This is a genomic window from Kribbella sp. NPDC002412, from assembly GCF_053592935.1.
In genome coordinates this window covers 168,882-189,081 of record NZ_JBSFBL010000009.1, presented here as the reverse complement: position 1 = coordinate 189,081, position 20,200 = coordinate 168,882, and the positions used below count along the sequence as shown (strand labels likewise).

The following is a 20,200-nucleotide window of genomic DNA, read 5'->3' as shown; positions in this document are numbered from 1 at the left end:
CCGAACCTCATCTCGTCGCACGTGTCCGCGCTCCGATCATCACGCCGGTTCCGCGGGCCGGCGGGCCGCTGGCAGGAAGGTGCCGCCGGCCCGGGCGACGGGTCGTTGCTTCCTACCGTGAGGAGCGGTCATATCCCTCAGAGAAAGGAACCGGCCAATGCGGAACGGCATGCTCGACGGTCGCCCGGACGACATGGGCGCACTGTCGAACGCGATCGGTCAGTCCGTCGAAGACCAGCAGCAGCACCTGGCCAAGTTCATGGCGAACACCGACGGCCTGCGTGCGGGCTTCGGCGGCCCGGCAGCCGACTTCAACGACGAAGGCGCCTTGAACTGCCACAGCCACTCGACCACGACGGTGGTGCACCGGGGTGAAGGGCAGCAATCCGGCGTCCTGCAGATGCGGAACATGTACGACGCCGACATCTCGTACACCAGCGGCCTGATGAGCGGAATCCTGAACCCCGGCACGGTCTGACCGGGAACCGACGCAAGGAGAGCAATGAGCGACTACCGGCTGTTCAACATCTTCGACGTGATGCGCGACGGCGCCGCCGGGTACCGGGCGGTGTCCGATGCGGTGGAGTCGACTGCCACCGACATCCTGACCAGAATCCAGAACGTCGGTTCGGACGTCTGGAAGGACGGCGTCTTCGACACCTTCTGGGAGCCCGCCCTGCAGCGGAACAACTCCGAGCTGGAGGCCAGCGAGCGGCAGGCCGGCCGTGCGGGCGCGGTGGATCTGTGCACTGACGCAGGCGAGTCCACGTCGGCGCGAGCCTGTGCGTTGGCTGCCACTCTGTAACTCGTGGTCGATGCCCCTGAGCCCCGGCCGGAAGCATCTTCCGATCGGGGCTCAGGTCTGGGTCAGTGGTGGTCCTTGGCGAACAGGTACTCCGGCGGCAGGTCGTCGACCGGTTTCCGCGCCGTACGCCGGGCGAGGTGCGAGCGGCCGGCAGCCCATTGCCGCCGGCGTCCCGCCAGCAGGATGCCGCTGACCAGCGCGACCAGGACCGCGCTGCCGATCGACAGCAGAGTCAGCTGTTGGGCCTGGTTGCCGGCCGATCGCCACCAGGTCAGAACCGCGAGTCGTTCCTCGTCCGGCGGTGGCACCTTCAGTTGCGGAAGTGTCTTGGCCGGAGTGGCGATCGTCCCCTCGGTCACCGCGCGGTACGGGTCGACGATCCCGGCGCCGTACTCCGCGCTGCCGGTTCCGCCGCGGGCGGGTGTGGCGGTGGCCATCAGTCGCTGCATGACTTGTGGAGCAGTGAGTTTCGGCCACGCTGAGCGGACCAGGGCAGCAGTTGCGGCGACGAACGGGGCGGCGAAGCTGGTTCCGGACACGTACATGTGCCCGGTCCGCCGAGTCGCCGCCAGTACGCCGTCGCCAGGTGCCACCAAGTCGACGTACGGGCCCGCCTGTGAGCCGGTGATCCGTGCGCCGGCCATGTCGATCGCACCGACCCCGAGGACCCCGGGGTACGACGCCGGGTACGACGGAAGCGTGCCGGACTCGGCCCGCTGACCGTTGCCGACGGCAGCGATCACGACGACGTCCTTGCGAACGGCGTACGCGACGGCCTTGCGGACCGGGGCCTGGTCCTGGTCGCCGGACATCGACAGGTTGATCACCTTGGCGCCCTGGTCGACGGCGTACACGATGCCGCGGGCCAGCACGTTCTCGTCGATCAGCCGGGTGGTGCCGTTGTCACCGGTCTCGCGGTCGGTCACCCGCACCGGCAGGATGCGCGCCCCGGGCGCGATGCCGCGGAACCCGATACCGGCGGCGGCGTCGGCGGCGATGATGCTCGCGACTCCGGTGCCGTGCGAGACGCAGTCGTAGTTCCCGGGCAGCTTGCCGACCAGGAAGAAGTCCCGCCCCGGCAGGACCTTTCCCGGCCGCCGCAGTTGTGGATGGTCGGCGTCGACGCCCGAGTCGACGACTGCCACCGTCACCCCGTCGCCGGTGCTGTAGGGCCAGGCGCGCTCGGCCATCAGCAGATCCTGCGCCCACGGCAACAGTCGGACGGCCTGCCGCCCCGGCTCCGGATTCGAGCAGGCGCCGCGGGGCGGTGCGGCCGCGGCCGGCGAAGTCGTCAGCCAGGTCAGGAAGAGGCTGCACAGGACGAGCCCGAGCGCGCCAAACCGGAGTGATCTCACGCCAGCATGCTGCTCTGACTGCCTGCGGCACCGGCGGCCGTGACCTGAAGCGGTCACCACGTCCCGCCGTACCGGATCGTCCGGCACCGTGAATCCCGGCCCATCGAGACGGGAGGCGTGATGGAAGGCACGACAGGCAGTGGCTGGCTGGACGACCTGGAGGCGCTGGACCGCCAGGCCCGCACCGCCCAGCGCCTGACGGAAACGGTCAGCGGTACGGCGGAGTCCGCCGACGGACTGATCGAGGCGACCGTCTCCACCCGTGGCGTACTGGCCGAACTGGTGCTCGATCCCCGGGTCTACCGAGAGTTCGGCACCGACGAGCTGGCCGATCAGATCCGGGCCGTTGTCAACGACGCGCACCAGCGCGCCCAGGAGGAGCTGTTCGTGGCGTTCCTCGAACAGCTTCCGGCCGCCGAACGCCCGGCCCGCGACGACCCGACGTTCGGGCCGTTCCTGGCCGAGCTCGCCCGCCTGCAAGGAAAGGACCGCCCGTGAACGACACTCCCAAGCCGATCGACCTGGGTGGAACCGGCGACATCGACATGGACCCGGACCCGACGTTCCGGGCGATCCAGCAGATCTACCAGGCCGGCAGCGCGTTCGGCGCCGTCTGGCCGGGGGCGCGGGACGCGATCAACGCCGACGAGCAGATCGTGGAGACGGGTTTCGACGAGGTCAGCCTTGCCTTTCGGGACGGCTACAACCTGTACGAGCAGGTCGTCGAGCCGCAGGCCGAACGGGTCATGCCCGACCTGCACGACGCCGGTACGACGGGTCACTCGATCGTCACCCTCTACCTCGAGCTGAGCCACCAGATCCAGCCGGCCTACATGCGCGCACTCGAGTGATTCCCGAACCGACGTCGTGGATGTGGCCGGAGGTCCGGGCCGCCCTCGACACGGTGTTCCCGGTCTGGGTCGACGAGGACGCCGCCAACCGGATGGGCGACAACTGGCAGCGCCTGGGCCAGGAGCTGACCGCCGCCCGGGACCAGGTCCAGGCGGCGGCCGGGGTGCTGCCGGCCGTCTGGACGGACTCGGCGGGTATCGACTACCGCTTCGGGGTCGAGCGGATCCTCAACGGCGTCGGCGAGTCGGGTGGACTCGGGCGGCTGGCCCAGATGATGCAGGACATGGCGGTGATGTCGCACGACTACGCGCGCCACATCGCCAACATCAAACACCAGATCTACTCCGAGCTGGCGGCCAACGCGTTCGCGTTCGGCCTGAGTTTCGCGATGCCGTTTCCGTTCGGCCAGTTCCTCCGGGACCGGATCGTGCTCGGCATCGTGGGCCGGATCGCGGCGACGGTCCGGGCCGCCGCGACGGCGATGCGGATCCCGGCCGCGGTGCAGCGCTTCCTGGGCGGCGCCGCCCTGCAGGTCCCCGAGGAGATCGGGATCGAGCTCGGCGCCCAGACGCTGGACCGGTTGCGCGGCTACCGCGACGGCTACGACTGGAAACAGGTCGCGGTGGCGGGTGGCGCCGGCCTGGGCGGCGGGCTGCTGTCGGCGCCGTTCGCGCCGGTCGGGTGGCTGGTCTCGAAGCCGGTGGGCAGCCTGATCCGCGCCGTACCCGGACCGTCGCGGGTCCAGAACATTGCGACGGGCACCGGCAACTGGGTCGAGAAGGCCACGCAGACCTTCGTGGTCAACGGCCTGACCTCGCCCATCGCGGGCGTCACCGCCCAGGCAATTGCCGACGGCAAGGTCGGCCAGCTGACCTGGGCGGACTACGGCAAGGGGATCAAGGACCAGTTCCTCACTGCTGGTGGACTCGCGGTCTCACGGATCGCGTCACACGACAGCGGCCACGCCCTCGGCAACCTGGTCGCGGGCAAGCCCTCGGGGGTGGTGGGGCAGCAGACGAGCACGACCCCGATCACACCTGTCGACCCACCCGAAACCCCGCCGCCCGGCGGCCTTGTGGAACCGGGGCCGACCGGACAACAGCCCACGGGGGTCGTGGAGCAGCCGGCAGCTCAGCCTCAGCCGACCGGGGGCGGCACCGAACAGACCGGTGTGACGAACGTTGGTGCGCCGTCCGACTCCGTCCAGGTCTCACCGGACCAGCAGGCGGTCGGTGACTCGCAAGTCGCCGGTGGATCGAACCACGGCGAGTCTTCGGTCACCCGCCCAGCCGTCGGCGCACTTCACCCCGTTGCGCCTGCCCCCGCCATGCAGACACCACAGGCGGCGGTTCCTGCACCACTCGCAACGACAACCGGTCCTCCGAGCGCCACGCCGCAGGCTCCAGCACCCGCGCCGACCACAGCACCCCCGGCGAGCGCCCCACCAGCCAATGCAGCTCCACCCGCGACCACCCCAACTCCACAGTCCCAGGCAGCACCCGGCACCACACCCCAAGCACCCGCCGGCCAACCACCTGCCCCCCAACAGCCAGCACCAACACAACAGCCAGCCCAACCACAGCAGTCGGGGCCAGCGCAGCAGTTGGGGCCAGCGCAGCCGTTGGGGCAAGCGCAGCAGCCGGGGCAAGCGCAACAGCCGGGGCCAACCCAGCAGTCGAGCCCGGGTCAGCAGCCGGGTTCACCTCAGCAGTCCGCCTTGTCGCAGACCGACGCAGCCCGCCGGCTCAAGGCTGACTCCGACGAAGCCTCCGAGGACCTGGCACTTGGTACGGCGCTCGCCGAGCTCAACGGACCTGAGCCCGTCGACCCACGTGACGTCGGACTGCCGAGCGCTGTCGGACCGGGGTCGGTCAACGGGATGACAGATGGTCCCCCCGGACCCGGTGGCCCGATGGCCGTCGCTGCAGCCCCGCTCGGCAGTCCACAATCCGCACGCGTCGCCTCACCAACCCCGGCGAAGCGGGCCAAGCCGAGCCCAAGAGTGCCTGTGCACACCAGCTCGACCCGATCCGCCGAAGAGCAGGACGCCGCCTCGCCAGCGACAGATCCCGACGCAGTCGAGCCCACCCCACCCGACCAGCCACCCCCGCCCCACCACCCACCTCCCACCGACCAGCAGGGTCCGGGCGAGCAGCAGGGTCCGGTCGAGCAGGGTCCGGGCGAGCAGGGTCCGGTCGAGCAGCAGGGTCCGGTCGAGCAGCAACCTCCCAGCGGCCAGCAAACTCCGACCGGCCTGCAACCTTCGCCTGGGCGGGGCCGGAGCGGTGGGTCGGAGGACGTCGGGTCGGCGGTTGGGCGGGCGTTGGCGTTGTTGGTGCCGGGGTGGGTTCCGTTGCAGGGCGGTGGGATCCGGGTGGTGCTGCCGGGTGGGCGGCAGGTCGCGGTGCCCGAGGCAGCTCTCGCGGGGATCGCGGCCGACTTGGCGCAGTTGGGGGACGTGAGCCAGGCAGAGCTGGACGCCGAAGCCGGTCGGCTGCTCGGCGAGCGGCTTGCTGCTGCCTCCGGCCAACAGGTCGCACCTTCGAAGGGTCTGCTGCGGGCGGCCGCCGAAGTCATCGCGCGTAGGGCCGCGGAGCTCACCGTCGCCCGGGCACCCGGTCCGCGGACCACGACGCCGGCACCCTCGCCGTACCGGACCCGAACCGGTTCGGCAACCGAACAGACCGATACCGGCAACCAGCAGCACGGCAGCGTCCACGCCCACGCCGTCGAAGGGACGAGGTTCGTCGGGTACGGGCGCTCGCTCCTCGAGCGACCGCTGTCCGAGCAAGAGGCACGCGCTGCGGCGACACAAACCGCGGAGTCGGACTTCGGTGGTCTCGTCGACGGGCGTCCCATCGAGTCCGGTGAGTTCGTCGTCGTCCACGTGCCCGGTTCCGACGTACCGCTGTACTTCAAGGTCGCGATCGGGGAAGTCCGGCCCGGCCGGGTCGCCCGCACCGACCTGGACGCGGGCACGAAGCGACGCCCCCACGTCGTCACCTTCCCGGCCAAGCTCGCGGGTGACCAGGTAGCTCGCGCCTGGGTGCACGAATTGAGCCATGCCCTGCAGGAGCTGAACGCACCAGAGACAAGCCGGGTACGGCGGCTCTGGAGCAAGTTGACCGGTGGTGGGCCGAATCCCTGTGTCGATGCCCAGTTCAACGAGTTCCGCTACCTGCGCCGTGAGTGGGCGATGGCCGGGGCCAAGGCCGCTCGCACCGGAGCCGAGTCGGACCTCCAACTGGTGGCCGACCTTCGCAACGACATCGAAGGTCTCGCCGAGTCGATCCATCGCCACGGCTACAGCCCGCCCGTACTCCCGTGGCTCGGGCCGGGCGCAGCCACGCCACAGGGTGAGCTCAAGGTCGCGATCGAGGCCCAGCAACAGGCGTTGCGGGAAGCAGCCGATGCCCTTCGAACCTTGCTGGATGCGAGGTCGCGAGACTCCCAACAGGCACCAGCGGCGCTGGCGGACTGGTACGGCGGGCTCGTCGCCGGATACAGGCAGGCTCTGGCTCACGTTACTGCCGCAATCGTGGGATACGAGCAACTGCTCGGCGTCGCTGACTCCAGTTCGCCGGAATACCTGGCAGCCGAGTCCGTCAGGCTCGCTGGTGAGGTGGCGGCGTACGAGGAGGCATTGGGCAACCTTCCGGCGCCGCCGGTCGGGTGGTCGTTCTCCGCGAAGGCAGGGCTGGACGCGTTGTCGGCGCTCGGGGTCGACGTCGATCCGGAGGCCCGCGCCGAGATCGAGGCGAAGCTGGCGGACCTCAACGACGCCGGTGTGGAGGCGGAGCTGACGGTCACCCGCGTCGCCCGGCCGGCGGTGGACTCCGCGCCGTACCGCTTCACCTTCGAGGTCCGCGACGGCAAGGACGTGCTGGCGAGCAACACCAGCTTCGACCTCGCCGAACTGGCCGCCCGGATGCGAGGGCAGGAGCAGAACCCGTCCGGCGGCCGGAGGCGGTTCCTGCCGGGGTGGTTGATGGTCAACCTCGCGATTCCGGAGGTGCTGACCCACCAGGGTGTGCTGGACGCCGCGGAGATCAGAGAGATCCGGGGCGGCAACGGCGAGTACCAGGTCACCGATGCCAACGGCACCTACCAGTTGTTCGTCCGGGTCCGCCCGCTGCCCGTCGGGACCACCTTCGAGAGCGTCTCAGTGCCGGGGACGGCGCCGACCGCTTGGGTGACCGTGTCCGATCAGTTGTCGACCACTGAGCTGCCGAGGCTGCTGACCAGGATCCTCGCCGAGACTGCAGCGGCGACGCTCAACCCGTCGGCGGAGCAACTGGCGGGTGCTGCGGAGAAGCCGGTGTTCACGCCCGGCAGCGATCCGTGGGCGGATCCGCGGTTCCGGGACACCGACCGTGGCGACGTCGCCGAGGCCGGCCTGCTCGCCGCCGAGCTTGGTCAGGCGGAGCAGCAGTCGAGGTCCTGGCTCCGTCGGCGCAGCATCGGGCGCGCGCTGGCCGACCTCTTCCTCCGGATGAGCCTGCACAAGGACCAACCGAACTCCGAGCTGCTGCGGACCTTGGTCCCCGAGAACGTCCGCGACCTGGTGGACCGGGTCGAGAACCGGCGGTCGCCGAAGGACAACCGGCTGCCGATCCGTGCCTATGTGGTCCGCGCCGTCCGGACGTCGACCTGGTCGTCCGCGCTGGTGTTCGGTGCGGCGATGCTCGTTCCCGGCGGCGGCCTGGTGGTGGCGGTCGGGATGGCAATGCCAACCGTGGTCTTCGGTCTCGCGAGCGCACCGATGGAGTACTGGCTGGACGGCCACAAGAGCGCGCACAAGAAGCCGGCGTACGGCGCGGACCACGCGGCCCGGAAGCAGCAGTTCCCCGGCCTCGCCGAGGCGGCCGGCGCGCAGCAGCCGATCCCCAGGCCAAACCGCAAGGTGCCCCGGACGACCGGGCGGCCGCGGTACCACGTCCGCTACGGGGTGCCGCTGGCCGCGGCGAGTGTGACCGCGGGTGCGCTCTTCTTCCTGGCCGGCGTGCCGGCTGCGTCCACTCTCTGGGTGCTCACCGCGACCAGCGTGGTGCGCGCCTTCACCGAACGGTGGGTCGATGCGACGAAGCGGGACCAGCGCCGGGCCCGGGTGGACAGCAACGTGCGGCGGCAGATCGCCAACCCGGACTCGGCCCAGAACCAGTTGATCGCCGTTCTGCAGGAGCAGCAGCAGCGGCTGGACGCACTGCGCGCGGCGCTCGGCCTCGAATCCAGGACGGACCTCCGGATCAACACTCCGCGCAAGCCGGCCGCGCACGAGATCGAGTCGCCAGGCACGCCGCCGTACCGGGTGCATCTCGGCCAGCAGGTGTTCGACAACGACGCGGCCGCGGGCGGACGGGTGGTGCACCCGAGAGTCGCGCCGAACGACGTCGACCCGACCGTGATCTCGAGGCACCTCGGCGGAATGACCGAGGCCTTCATCGCCGCGTTCGGCCCGGCGCTCGGCGCCGCCCTGCTCAGCTCGATCGGCGACAAGGTCTTCATGACCGTGGAGGAGCGCCTCCACGACCTGCAGAAGAACTGGGACTACGCGCGGCGGGAGTCGATCCGGGGACAGGCCCTGATCGAGGCGATGACCGGGCCCTTGCAGCAGCTCGAGGAAGCGCTCCAGGATCTCGCCCGGCTGGGTGCCGCGGCTCAGCCCGCCGCCGACCTGACCGATCGGACAGCCGATCGACGGACCCAGCTGACGACACCAGAGGCGGAGCCGGGGCGGCGGCCGAGCCGCAAGGTGCCGTTCGGGTTCTACGCGTTCCAGGTGTCCCTGGCGGCGCTCGGTACGGCGGGCGTCGCGTTGCTGCTCGAGCACTACCTCGGCCTGCATCCGTTGACCGTCTGGACGACAGTGGCCGGGGCGATCGGTGCGCTCACCACGTCGCCGGTGGCCCGGATGGTGTTCCGCAACGCAGAGCTGGATCGCAAGGACGTGAACGCCGAGGCGCTGAACAAGCAGGGGGTAGACCGCGCCGAGCTCACCGAACAGGTTGCCCTCGGCAAATACCTGGCCGCCCAGCTGCTGGACCAGATCTACGAGATGCGGGAGGACCTGCTGCGTGCCGGCCGGCCGCGGGTGGACGTCGAGCCGACCGATGCCGACTACGCCGATCGCGTCCGCGCCGCCGCCGAGCTCGCCCACCGCGACGACATCGTCGGCGGACCTGACGCGACAGCCGAGGCGCTCGACGTACGGCGGCAGCGGGTGGCCGCGCTGCGCTGGATCGATCGGCTGGCGGCAGCCGTGGACTGGGCCGACGCAAGGGACCCCGGCAGTGCCGAGGCCGCGGAGGCACGGGATCGGCTTGCCCGCGAGATCGCCCGGTACGAGGCGATCGCGGACGCCGACGGGTCGTCCAAGACGTTCCCGGACCTCGCGTCGGTGTCGCCGGCCCGCGGGCGACGCGTCACCGGCGGACCGACCGATCAGATCCGGGCGGGTGCGGCGCGGGCGCTGGGGCGGATGCTGGGCGAGCCCGGGGACCGGCCGTTGCTGGTCGATCGGCTGGCCGCGCTCGAAGCGATCGTCGCCGCGGCCGACGCGCTGGACGCCCATGCGGAGCACGCCACCACCGGGGTGGGAACGGAGCAGTCGCACGCGTACTTGGCCGAGCAGCTGGCCGATCGGATCACGCGGTACGAGGACCTGTTGCTTGAGGCAAATATCCTCGGTGGCTTCCCGAGCCCGGCGGTCAGCCCCGCCGATCCGCCGGACGCCGGCCCCACACGCACCGGCGATCCGTCGCCGGACCCGCTCACTACCCCGCCACAGCCGCCCGGCCGGCATCGCATGCTCGACCCGGACACCGACGGTGGGCGCCACCGCTGGGCGGAGCCCGCCGAGCGCAGCGAGATCGCGCGTGCCCTCAACCCCGCACCACCGGACGCGCCGGCCGACGACGGTGGGACGGTTCATGCGCACGAGGTCGCGGACACCAGCTTCGTTGCCGACGGCCGCATCGGTGCGGCGCTGACCGCCGCCGAGGTGGTCGACGCCGTGTCGGAGACCAGGACATCCGACTTCGACGGCCTGGTGTCCGACGGTCCCCGGAAGATCACCGTCGTCAGGGACGGCGGGGTCAAGGTCGACCTCGTCGTCGTCAGCACCCCGACCGGACGGCACTTCTTCGAGGCGCAGATCGGGAACGTCCCGGAGGGCCGGATGGCCGGCACCCGTCCGCGGACCGGTACGGCGGGCAACCCGCACTTGGTCACCGTGCCGCAGGGGGTCGCGAACGATCAGCTCGCCCGCCTGTGGGTCCATGAGATCAGCCACACGCTGCAGGAGCTCAACGCCCGCGGTCGCAGCCCGGTACGGCGCCTCCTGAGCCGGCTGACCCAGAGCGGTCAGGATGCCTGTGTCGACGCGCAGTTCAACGAGTTCCGCTACCTGGCCCGGCGACTCGCGATCGCCGAGGCAGCCGGCGCCGTCGCCGAGCAGAACCAGCTCCGCAATGACATGGAAGGTCTCGCCGAGGCGATCGGCAAGCGCGGCCATGCTCCGCCGGCGCTCCCACCACCGTTACCCGCGGGCCGCACATCGAAGGCGGCGATAGCTGCCCGGCTGCAGGCGATCACCGAAGCGCTCGATGCCCTCGACAAACTGATCGCCTCCAGGAACAAGCTCGCCGAAAAGGCGGACGACGCCCGACTGAAGGCAGAACAGAAGGCGACCAAGGCGGAGAACGCGAGAGACGACGCCAGGCATGACCGTCGCCGCGCGCAGCAGGCCGAAGCCGAGAAGCAGGCGCAGGTTGCGAGCTGGCATCACCAGCTGGTTGCCAACTATGAGCAGACTCGTGCGATGGCGACAGCCGTCCACGACGACTACCAGCAGCTGCTCGCCGACATGGATTCCAGTACGCCGGAGCACGTGGCGGCTGAGACGGCCCGGCTTGCGACCGCCTTCGCGGCGTACGAGCAGTCGCTGCGTGAGCTGGCTCCGCCGCCCGATGCAGTGGCCTCCATGATGCCGACCGGACGGTTGCCGCACCTGACCGCGTTGACGGAGCGGGTCAACGCCGTACTGAAGGCGCATGGCGTCGACGAGAGCTTCACCGCGCGGCAACTGCAGCAGCGCTTGAGTGCGGGCTTCGGGGAGCTCGTCACCTCCGACGGCGCTGTCCTGCGCGTCGGTCGCGGCAAGACGGCGGACCTGCGGATCAAGCTCACGGTCGGCGAACTCGCCGAGGTCCTCGACCCGCCGACCAAGCACTCCGAGACCATGAACGGCCTGTTCGCGCAGCCCGCCCGGAAGCTCGGCACCGCCTCGACCGGTCGGCTGTCCACGGCGTTCACCCTGCCGGCGACCACCCTGCTCCGGCTGATCGGTGATGTGACCGGTCACAACTGGGTGGGTGACCTGAAGGTGAAGCGTGACTACGGCTTCAGCTGGATGCGGGCGCTGACCGCCGTCGCGGCCGAGTTCGCGCAGTACGGCGCGGTCGAGGACAACCGCGGTGAGGGCGTCCTGTACGGCGGACCGGCGTCGTGGCAGATCGACCTCCGCGCCGATCGGTCCACCGGCTGGAGCCCCGCCGAAGAGATTGCCGACGGCAACAAGGGTGACAGCGGCGAACTGCGGGCGTGGGCCTCGCACGCCTACACGGTCGGGCCGGCTACGGACCGGGCGGTGCGCGAGGACCTCCGGAACGACCGGCTGCCCGCGCACATCCTGACGTCGATCGACGGCCTGGAAGCGCTCACCGACGAGGTGATCGAACAGAACCCGGACGGGCTCGAGCGGCTCGGCCGGGACCGCAAGCAGGTCGAGGACCAGATTCACGCCGTACTGACCAGCGAGTTGCCGGCCAGGCTGTCCGAGTCGACCAGTCACGCCGTGGTCGCGCCCTTGATGGCAGGTGGGAAGCCGGTCGGTCATCTGGAGGTGACGATCGAGCTCCAATACGAGACGGTCGAGCTGGTCGGCGCCGCGACGACCACGCACTGGCAAGAGTCCGTCCGCGTCGGCTTCAGCAACGCCGGTCTGACCCAGAACTTCGGTGCGAACGCGTCGGAGACGACCACAGTGGGGTACGGCGGACCCGCCGTGACGGATATCGACGCAGCCGGCACGGACGCCGGCCCGGCCGTGTCCGCCGGCCGGTCGGTGTCACGGTCGGAGTCGCTGTCCGGCGGCGGTACGGCGATCCACGTCGGCGTGCACCGCTTCACCGGGCCGACGCAGGGCTACCGCATGGTGTTGAAGCACAACGTGAAGCTCGTCCTCAACGGTGCGCCCGCGCGGACGGTGTCCGGCGAGAGCACGATCCTGGCCCGGGTGCGGGTGAACGACGCATACCGCCACGGCCTTCCGGTCGGCCGCGAGCTCGTGCTGGACGCGACCATGGCGATCGTGAAAGGCGACGTCGACTCGGACGCCGTCGTACCAGGGCGGGCTCTGGAGTTGCCGGAGTGGAGCGTCGGCAGCGACGGCGTTCTCAACACCGCGGGACCGTGGAACATCCAAGGTGTCACCGGCGGCGAGAAGGCGCTGCGGGCGACCATCGCACACTTGGCCAGGCGGGGATTCGTGCCGCCACTGGACTCCAACGGCAACCCGGACCTGACCAAGCTGTCCGCGGACCCGGTCGAGCGGCTCGGCCAGTTGCGCAACCTCGAGGAGTTGCGCGCACAGCTGTCGAGCGAGCGACTCGAAGCCGGCTACGACATCGCTGCGCGCACCGGCATCGTGGTCACCTTCGCCCGTCCTCGCACCGCCGAGGTGACCGAGACAGTGAGCGTCCGGATCGGAATCCAGCAGGGCGACGTCACCGCGGCCGGCGTGACCACGAACGAGGCCGTGGTGTGGCTGAACATCGGGTCCGAGACCGCTGGGCGATCCATCACCCGAACCAAGGCCAGGCCCTGGCGGATCGACCCGTTCAGCCTGCGATCCGGACCGGGCCCGGACGGCCAGGGAATCGCGGCCAGACTCGGGCTCTCGTACGGGCGTCAGTCGCTCGGACGGGTGCTGGCCTGGTTCACCGGCGGCACGATCAACCAGGTGACGCTGGTGGAAAGCCGTTCTCCGGTCGCGGTCTTCACGGTCAGGCACACCCTCACCGTCACCGAGGTCGGGGAGCAGGATCCGTTCCACCGCAGCGACGACGAGTCCGCCGGGTCCTGCTCGACAGCGACTTCCTCCCGTACGCCGACCCGGATCCGGACAACCCGACGCCAAGGCACGTCGGGAGGACCCGAGGGCCGGTCGCTGCCTCGGTGCTCGAGCGAGCCACCCTCCTCGCGGTCGGCGATGCCAAGCTCACCGACGAGTTGCCGGACAGCATCGATGCGGAGCCGACCGCTCGCCAGCAGCTTGCCGCGTTCCTCAACCCACGCAACCTGCTTGCCCATCCGGAGTGGACAAGCACCAAGTACCGGACCAGGGCCGTGCTGGCCAGGCTGGGTGGAATCACCAGCAAGCTGCCGGTGGCACTTTCCGGGACGATCCGGGACGCTGCGCTGGTCTCGGTCACGCAGGGCGTGGCCGGTGACATCAACTTTGCCCTCGGCAACCATGGGACGGCCTCCGGGCAGTCGGGCAGCGGCAGCCTGGAGGCGGCGGCAGGCGCGTCGGAGAACTCGGTCGGCGGCGGCTACAAGGCAAGCCTGGGCAGCAGCGCGGGCGACAGTCACACCGACCAGACGATCTGGGGTGTCGAACGCCTGACCATCGAGACCGGCCGCCACTACGTGTTCAAGGCCGCCGTCGACTTCGATCTTGCCGTCGGCAGCGATGCGGTGCAGAAGGAGACGACCACGGTCTTCCAGATCGCCGAACGGGACGCACTGCGGTTCTACGGCCGGCGCGAGCTCGATCTGCCGTCGGCACAGGTCGCGGACGCGGTCGAGCGCTACCTCCACGACGACCTCTCGCTCGACCGCCGGACCGCCGCCGCCCTGATCCGGCGGTACCGCGCCGACCTGCGGGGCGCGTACGCTGCCCGGGCACCGATCCCGGCCCTCGCGCGACTGCACAACGCGCAAGTTCTGGTAGAGAAGCTGCAGCCGGACCTGCCCGGTGGCCAATCCGCGGAAGCACGGCTGGAGACTGCCCTCCTCCAGGCTGAGGCACGGCAGCAGATCGAGCTCCCGGCCCACTACAAGGAGCACCTGGGCTCCAGCCTGGTCGAGAGCACCAGCGGGATCGACGTGCTGTCCGCGGTGCACGACGTACTCCGGACCGGCCTGGGCGTGGACACCCGGAACCAACCGGATCCGGTCCTGCTGGAGAGCCTGTTCGCGGACCTGGCCGGCAAGCGCTGGTGGGGCCGGCTGGAGGACATGCTCGGTTCGACCGGGTTCGTCCGGAGCTATCCGATCGGCCGGCCGGGTGACGTCACCGCCAAGCAGGTGTCGGTGCGGATCCGCGCCGAGCTCACCGACGAAGCCGACAACCTGGGCGCGGTCGACGACGTCGTCACCATCATTCAGCGCTACCTGTACGAAGAGCGCGGCCACACCTGGAACCACGGGCGCTCCAGCGGCCTTGGCTTGGACGGGTCGTTCGGCGCGGGATCGCCGGCGGACGCGAACCTGGACACAGCGTTCGACCCCGGACGATCAGGAGCGATCAGCACCGACCAGTCCCAGGGCCTGTCGACGACCGAGGCCGAGCAGCTGACCCGGCTGGAGCGGATGGCGACCTTCGACGGCGTCACCCGCGTCGAGCGCGGCCTCCGGCTGACCATCGAAGTCGCCCACGACTCCGCGGCGCCGACCCGCGGCGCCATCGCCCGCGGGCTCGCTCCGGCGGGCAACGTGATCAAGGCGCCCCCACGACACCTCGAAGGCCGTTTGGTGCAACTGGTCCCGAGCAAGTTGGCGCCTTCTTCGACGGGTACGGCGGCTCGACCGTCAGCCGCCGTACCGGGTCCCGTCGAGCTGCCGGCGACGTACGTGGTCGAAGGAATCGGGAGCAAGCGGGTGCAGTCGCGGGATCTGCTGGCCGTCGTCACCGAATGGCTCGCACGGAAGGACCTGCTCGGTCCGGTCGGTGTGCGGATGCACCAGGCCGCGCTGGAGAACAAGCTCTCGGCGTCCGCGCGGCACGCGACCTTCAGCCGGATGGCCTCGGACGAGGGTTTCGGACTCGATCCGCTCCATGTGCCCGGGTACAAGCAGGAGACCGTCCACGTCGGCGTACGCGCCCGGGTGTCCGACGTCGAGCTGGTCGCCGGGCCGTTCAAGGGCGAGCTGGGTGACGTCAGTCGCGCTCAGCAGACGGTGTCGACGAGCAGCACGTCGGGACGTCCGCTCCCGGTCGCCGGCGAGGAGGCGCTGTCGGCAACGAGCGAGGTCAAGGCCACCTTGGGCGCTGGTGACCAACTGACCGACACGACGACGGACGTCTGGGGCTCGCGGCGCGAACGCAGCCGATTCGAGACGGGCAACCTGGTGACCGTGCGGGTCCGGGTGGACTACGACCTGCACTTCACCCGCACCCGGATCCGCCGCGACGGATCGGAGCAGGTCGTCGAGCAACACCCGGTGCCCGGTGCGACCAGCACCGAGGCGTACCTGACGCTGCACGAGCACGACTACCAGGCAATGATCGGCAATGGACCTCCGACAGTTCGATCGCCCGAGATCGACGGAACGCGCTACGTCGTCAATCGGGAAGCCGTCGAGGAGGGAGCACTCACCCCGGACATGGGCCTGCTTTCGGCGGTTCTGACCAAGGAGTCCGACTACGGCGGGCTGATCACCGGAGACCCTGACCCGAGGAGCGGCCGGGCCGTGGTGGTGTGGCAGGGCAACGTCCGGCAGTACTTCAGCGTCCGGATCGCGGAGGTCGACAGTGGAATGGCCTTCACCGAGCTGCACGAGGGCACCGAGAGCGACCCGCACGTCGTGACGTTCGCGCCGGGAGTGCCGGTAGACCAGCTGCCCAGGGTGTGGGTGCACGAGATCAGTCACTCGCTGCAGGAGCTGGCGTCCGCCGGCGAGGGACCGCTCCAGCGGCTCACCGGCGCGCTGACCACCGATGGTGAGAACGCCTGTGTCGATGCCCAGTACAACGAGTTCCGCTACCTCGTACGGCAGTGGTACGAGGCCGAAAGCGCACGCAAGAAGGTTCCGGTGAACGAGATCCGCCGCGACGCCGAGGGACTGGCGCGCGCGATCGAGGCCCGCGGCTACCGGCCACCCGCGATCCCCTGGCTCACGGAGCTCGAGGAGGACCAGCTTCATGTCGAGCGCCACCTCCAGGTGATCCCGCCGATCCCGCCCAGCCGGCCGCCCGGCACCCCGCCGCGGATCATCCTGCTCGACGGGCCACCTGGTGCAGACCTGCGGACCACGCAGGCGCGGCTGCTCGCCGCGCTCGAGTTCGACGGCTGGGCGTCGTTCGACGGCGAGGACAACAAGACCGTGCATCCGCGGTACACGGAGATCATGCGCGACTGGGGCACTGTCGGGCAGGAGCTGATCAGCACAGCCATCCCACGGGAGCTTGCCTTCTTCACCCTGGAGCATCTCCTGGAGGCAGATCCGCCGTACGACGTCGTCGTCCGCCATCCGGTCGGGCGGCTGGACAACACGGCGATCCAGATCGCGACCCTGCAACCGCACGGGTGTCGAGTCAGCATCGCCTATGTCGCGACCAACGAGTCCCAGAGCCTGCTCGGAATGGCCGCCACCTATCAGCGGGCGCGGGATGCCGACGCCGTCGGTGGCACCTGGTACGGGCGTGAGTGGCACGACCTGGTGTACGGCGAACTACCGGATACGGTGCACGCCCTGGAGGCCTACGGGATGGTCGACGACATCTACATCCTGACCCCGGACGGTGATGTCCTCTACGAGAATCACCAGGACGCGGACGGCAACTGGGAGCGCGAGTTCGGCGCCCGGGAGGCGTTCGTGGCCGAGCGGGACCGGCCGCCGACGCCGCTGGAACGCGAACAGTTCCAGCGGACGGCCGACGAGCTCCTGGACGGACGCGCCGGCCTGCCACCACTGGACGACGTGGTGGAGCAGGCTGTGCTGGACGCGATCGGCCGCGAGCTGGCCCGTCCGGAGCCGCGGCCGGACCGGCGTGAGTTCGGCGCGGACGACAAGATCGAGAACCGGCTGAGAGGAACCGAATGATGTTGCCGATAGCAAGAACCAGGGACGAGGCGCGGTTGTTCCTGGATCTCACGCCCTGCGAGTGCGGGTCGGCGGAGGCGGACTGGAAGCACGCGACCGGCCTGGTCGACGGAGAGCTGGTCAGTGCGTACGACGCCACGTGTGCGGACTGTGGGGCTGCGCGCGAGTACTTCTTCGGCTTGCCGGCCCGGGAGACCGGGGGCAGTTACCCCAACTTCGGTGGAGCGGAGCCGTCGCAGTTGCTGGACGCCGGGCGTTGGCTCGCGCTGGCCGATCAGTTGGCGAGCATGTTGCCGCCGGATGATCCGGAGACCGGTGCGGAGGCGTTGACGCTGGCGGCCGCGGCGGTTGGTGAGGTGGTGAAGTTCATTCCGGCCGGCTCGGACGTCGTACCTGTGGACGCCTTCTGGACGGTCGAAGGGCGGCAGGTGTACGACGCCGAGCCGGGGCGGTTTCAGCGGGGGCGGTTGGAGGTGGTGCTGGCGACGTACCTAGGCGCCAAGGAAGCGTTCGCGGGTGAGGAAGGCTAGCTGGGCGGTCTTGGTGGTGCCGTCGGGGTGGGTGATCTTGACTTCGGGGCCGGTGGTGAAGCCGGTCCGGAGGAAACGGTCGATGGCGCGGTCGTTGCGGACGTCCGGGTCCACGACCACGCGGGGGTGGCCGAGGTGGGCGAACAAGAACAGGCCGAGGACCTTCAGCAGGTTGCCGGTGAAGTTCGGGCGCGGGTCGCCGGGCGCGATCAGGAAGTGCAGCCCGATGTCGCCGGCCTGGACGTCGTACGACGCCCCGACCGGATCGGCCTGTGGGTCGTAGGTCTGCAACAGGGCGATCGGCGCGCCGTCGAGGTGCACGATGTACACGTGGTGCGTCGGGACCGAGTCGAGGAAGCGGTAGATCCCCTCGATCTCGTCCCGGGACAGGTGCCCCATGCCCCAGTAGGTCGCCCGCTCGGCCGTCACCCAGCTATGAATCAGGTCCAGGTCGCGGGCCGGATCGGCCTCGACGATCCGCACCGAGCCGAAGCCCTCGACGTCCTGCGCGAAACCCTTCTCGATCCGGGCGAGCTCACCCTGAACCGGTGCCAGCTCGCCGCGAAGCCAGTGCGGCAGCTGGTCGTGGTGGTGCGGATCCCCGAGTACGCCGGACGCGCCCATCGGCACGATCCACGCGCTGGCCGAGCGATCCGCGAGATCCCACGCGTAGCGCGCCGCCGAACCGCGGATGCACACGTCGGTCAGGCCGGGCAGGCTCGATGTCGACATCACGCAGTGGTGGTCGCCGGACACGCCGAGATCGAACGGCTTCTCGCCCGGCGCGAACACCGGACCTCGCAACATGTGCAGCGGCGCGACCTGGTGGGTCTCACCCCACGGCGGCCGGGGCTTGCGTGCGGCCACCTCCTCGAGCGCCTCCCGCGCCAGCCAGCTCACGTTGACGGCCGGCAGCTCAGCGTCGAGGAGGTTCTCCAGCGCATAGGAGACGTGCGTGAGCGGATCCATCCACGGCGCGAAGACCTCCGGGCCGTCCGCTCCTTCAAGCATCGTGAAGTGATCCGCCAACCGGGAAACGAGGGCCTTGCGGACCGCAGCGTACGACGACGCCGTTGTGCTCGCCGCATCCATCCGACGGTCCCACGCGAGCAACTCGGTGCGCAGGGCAACGGCTTCCTCGGAGAGATCGTCCAGCCCGGCCAGGATGTCCAGCAGGCCGGCCGCGGAGCCGAGGTAGGTGTCGGTGTGCACCGACGGCATCTCCTCCACCGACCACCCGGAGCGTGCGGACAGCAGGTCCGCGATCCGCCGGGACCGATGCGGCGCGGCGAACTCCACACCAAGGGGAGCGGCCAGCTCACGCGCGTTCGCCATCACGACCGGACCGTCGACGGTTGCCCGAGGCATCGGGGCGTACCAGCCCTGCCACTGGCTCTCAGCCTCCCACGCGGGGACCACGCGCAGCCGGTTCGCGTGATCGCGGGTGGGTACCAGACCGGCGGTCCGATGCAACAGGCCACCGGTCTGATCAGCGGCCAGCACCACGTTGACCGGCTCGACCCAGTCCTCCAGCGCTGCATCCAGCTCACCCACGCTCGTTGCCCGCAGCAACTTCGGCAGCACCTCGAAGCCGAGGCGCCCGGTCACCCGCGGCGGGTACCGCAGGCTGATGGTCTGCGTGGGGGTGTCGATGATCACCGGCCCGCGCTCGGTCTCGATCACCTCGATCTCGATCGGATCCGCGCCGGCCACCTCGACCACCTCGGTGTGCACCGAGGCCGGCTTCCACCCGTCCGGGCCGAGCGCCTCGACCGTCGACCCGGTCCGCCGGAGCTGCTCGGCGTACAGGTCCTGGTAGTCCGACATCGCGTTGGTGATCGCCCAGGCGACCTGGCCGGTGTGACCGAAGTGGGCGATCCCCGGGACCCCGGGGACGGCGAGGCCGAGGACGTCGTACTCCGGGCAGGTCAACCGGACCTGCTGGTAGATGCCCGGGCTCTCGATGAACCGGTGCGGGTCACCCGCGATGATCGCCTGCCCCGAGGCCGTCAGCGAACCGGGGATCAGCCAGCCGTTGCTGCCCGCGGTCCGCGGCCCCTCGGAGGAGAAGAGCTCGATGTTGTCGTCGCCGAGCTGCTGGGCGACGTGCGTCCGCCACAGCTTGGTCGGGAAGCCGGCGAACAGGATGTGGACGGCGAGCCAGATCCCGAGCGGCGCCCACGGCTCCCACGCCTGGAGAGTCAGGCCGGTCTGCGCGAACTCGGGCGCGCGCTTGGCCCCGACCGGCAGCGCGTGGTTGACGCCCTCGGTGTACGCCGTGATCCACTCGCGGGTCTCGTCGTCGAGCGCCTCGAAGCAGCGCTGCGCGGTGTCCGCGAGCCGAGCCTGCCGCGCGAACACGTCCCACGGCGCGTGCTCCGGGCCGAGGAACGCCGCGCTCGTCCCGAGGAAACGGCGGCGTTCGAGCTCCAGCTGCCAGGCTCGATCCTCCGCTGCGTTGAGGCCCTGCAGGTAGCCGAGCGCCAACGGGTCTCCCGCTTGCAGATGCGGTACGCCGTACGCGTCCCGGTAGACCCTCGCGTTCACTA

Annotated in this window: 9 protein-coding genes; 7 read left to right on the top strand and 2 right to left on the bottom strand. The window is 70.2% G+C overall.

Translation table 11 applies throughout. The annotated features are described in order from the left end of the window. The first annotated feature begins 157 nt into the window (after nucleotides 1–157). On the top strand, nucleotides 158–478 hold the full coding sequence (locus tag ACWCOV_RS10465; protein ID WP_449828960.1) for a hypothetical protein: 321 nt from the start codon (nucleotides 158–160) through the stop codon (nucleotides 476–478). 24 nt (nucleotides 479–502) lie between these two features. Next, entirely contained in the window at nucleotides 503–805 is a 303-nt protein-coding gene (locus ACWCOV_RS10460; RefSeq protein WP_449828959.1) for a hypothetical protein, read from the top strand. A 62-nt stretch (nucleotides 806–867) separates the two neighbouring features. On the opposite strand, the gene mycP is transcribed toward ACWCOV_RS10460, so the two are convergent. Continuing rightward, a complete protein-coding gene (gene mycP, locus ACWCOV_RS10455) occupies nucleotides 868–2,160 on the bottom strand; it encodes a type VII secretion-associated serine protease mycosin (RefSeq protein WP_449828958.1) in 1,293 nt (430 codons plus the stop codon). A gap of 120 nt (nucleotides 2,161–2,280) precedes the next feature. Here mycP and ACWCOV_RS10450 point away from each other — a divergent pair, with 120 nt between their 5' ends. The 5 genes from ACWCOV_RS10450 to ACWCOV_RS10430 all read left to right on the top strand — a co-directional run bounded on the left by ACWCOV_RS10450 (nucleotide 2,281) and on the right by ACWCOV_RS10430 (nucleotide 17,651). After that, the gene (locus ACWCOV_RS10450; RefSeq protein ID WP_449828957.1) at nucleotides 2,281–2,658 is read left to right on the top strand and encodes a YbaB/EbfC family nucleoid-associated protein; all 378 of its coding nucleotides are present in this window, start codon (nucleotides 2,281–2,283) and stop codon (nucleotides 2,656–2,658) included. Then, nucleotides 2,655–3,011 (top strand): hypothetical protein, encoded by a 357-nt coding sequence (locus tag ACWCOV_RS10445; protein WP_449828956.1) that lies wholly within the window; start codon nucleotides 2,655–2,657, stop codon nucleotides 3,009–3,011. Before ACWCOV_RS10450 ends, ACWCOV_RS10445 begins: the two co-directional genes overlap by 4 nt. After that, a complete protein-coding gene (locus tag ACWCOV_RS10440; RefSeq protein ID WP_449828955.1) occupies nucleotides 3,008–13,699 on the top strand; it encodes a WXG100-like domain-containing protein in 10,692 nt (3,563 codons plus the stop codon). Before ACWCOV_RS10445 ends, ACWCOV_RS10440 begins: the two co-directional genes overlap by 4 nt. Before the next feature lie 614 nt (nucleotides 13,700–14,313). Then, complete coding sequence (locus ACWCOV_RS10435; protein WP_449828974.1) at nucleotides 14,314–17,121, top strand: zeta toxin family protein; 2,808 nt, start codon at nucleotides 14,314–14,316, stop codon at nucleotides 17,119–17,121. Then, nucleotides 17,121–17,651 carry a hypothetical protein gene (locus ACWCOV_RS10430; protein ID WP_449828954.1) on the top strand — a complete coding sequence of 177 codons (531 nt, stop codon included), beginning with the start codon at nucleotides 17,121–17,123 and terminating at the stop codon, nucleotides 17,649–17,651. Before ACWCOV_RS10435 ends, ACWCOV_RS10430 begins: the two co-directional genes overlap by 1 nt. Here ACWCOV_RS10430 and ACWCOV_RS10425 read toward each other — a convergent pair. Then, nucleotides 17,613–20,198, bottom strand: coding sequence for a GNAT family N-acetyltransferase (locus ACWCOV_RS10425; protein WP_449828953.1), 2,586 nt, complete (start codon nucleotides 20,196–20,198; stop codon nucleotides 17,613–17,615). The two genes, ACWCOV_RS10430 and ACWCOV_RS10425, sit on opposite strands and share 39 nt — an antisense overlap. Nucleotides 20,199–20,200: the final 2 nt, after the last annotated feature.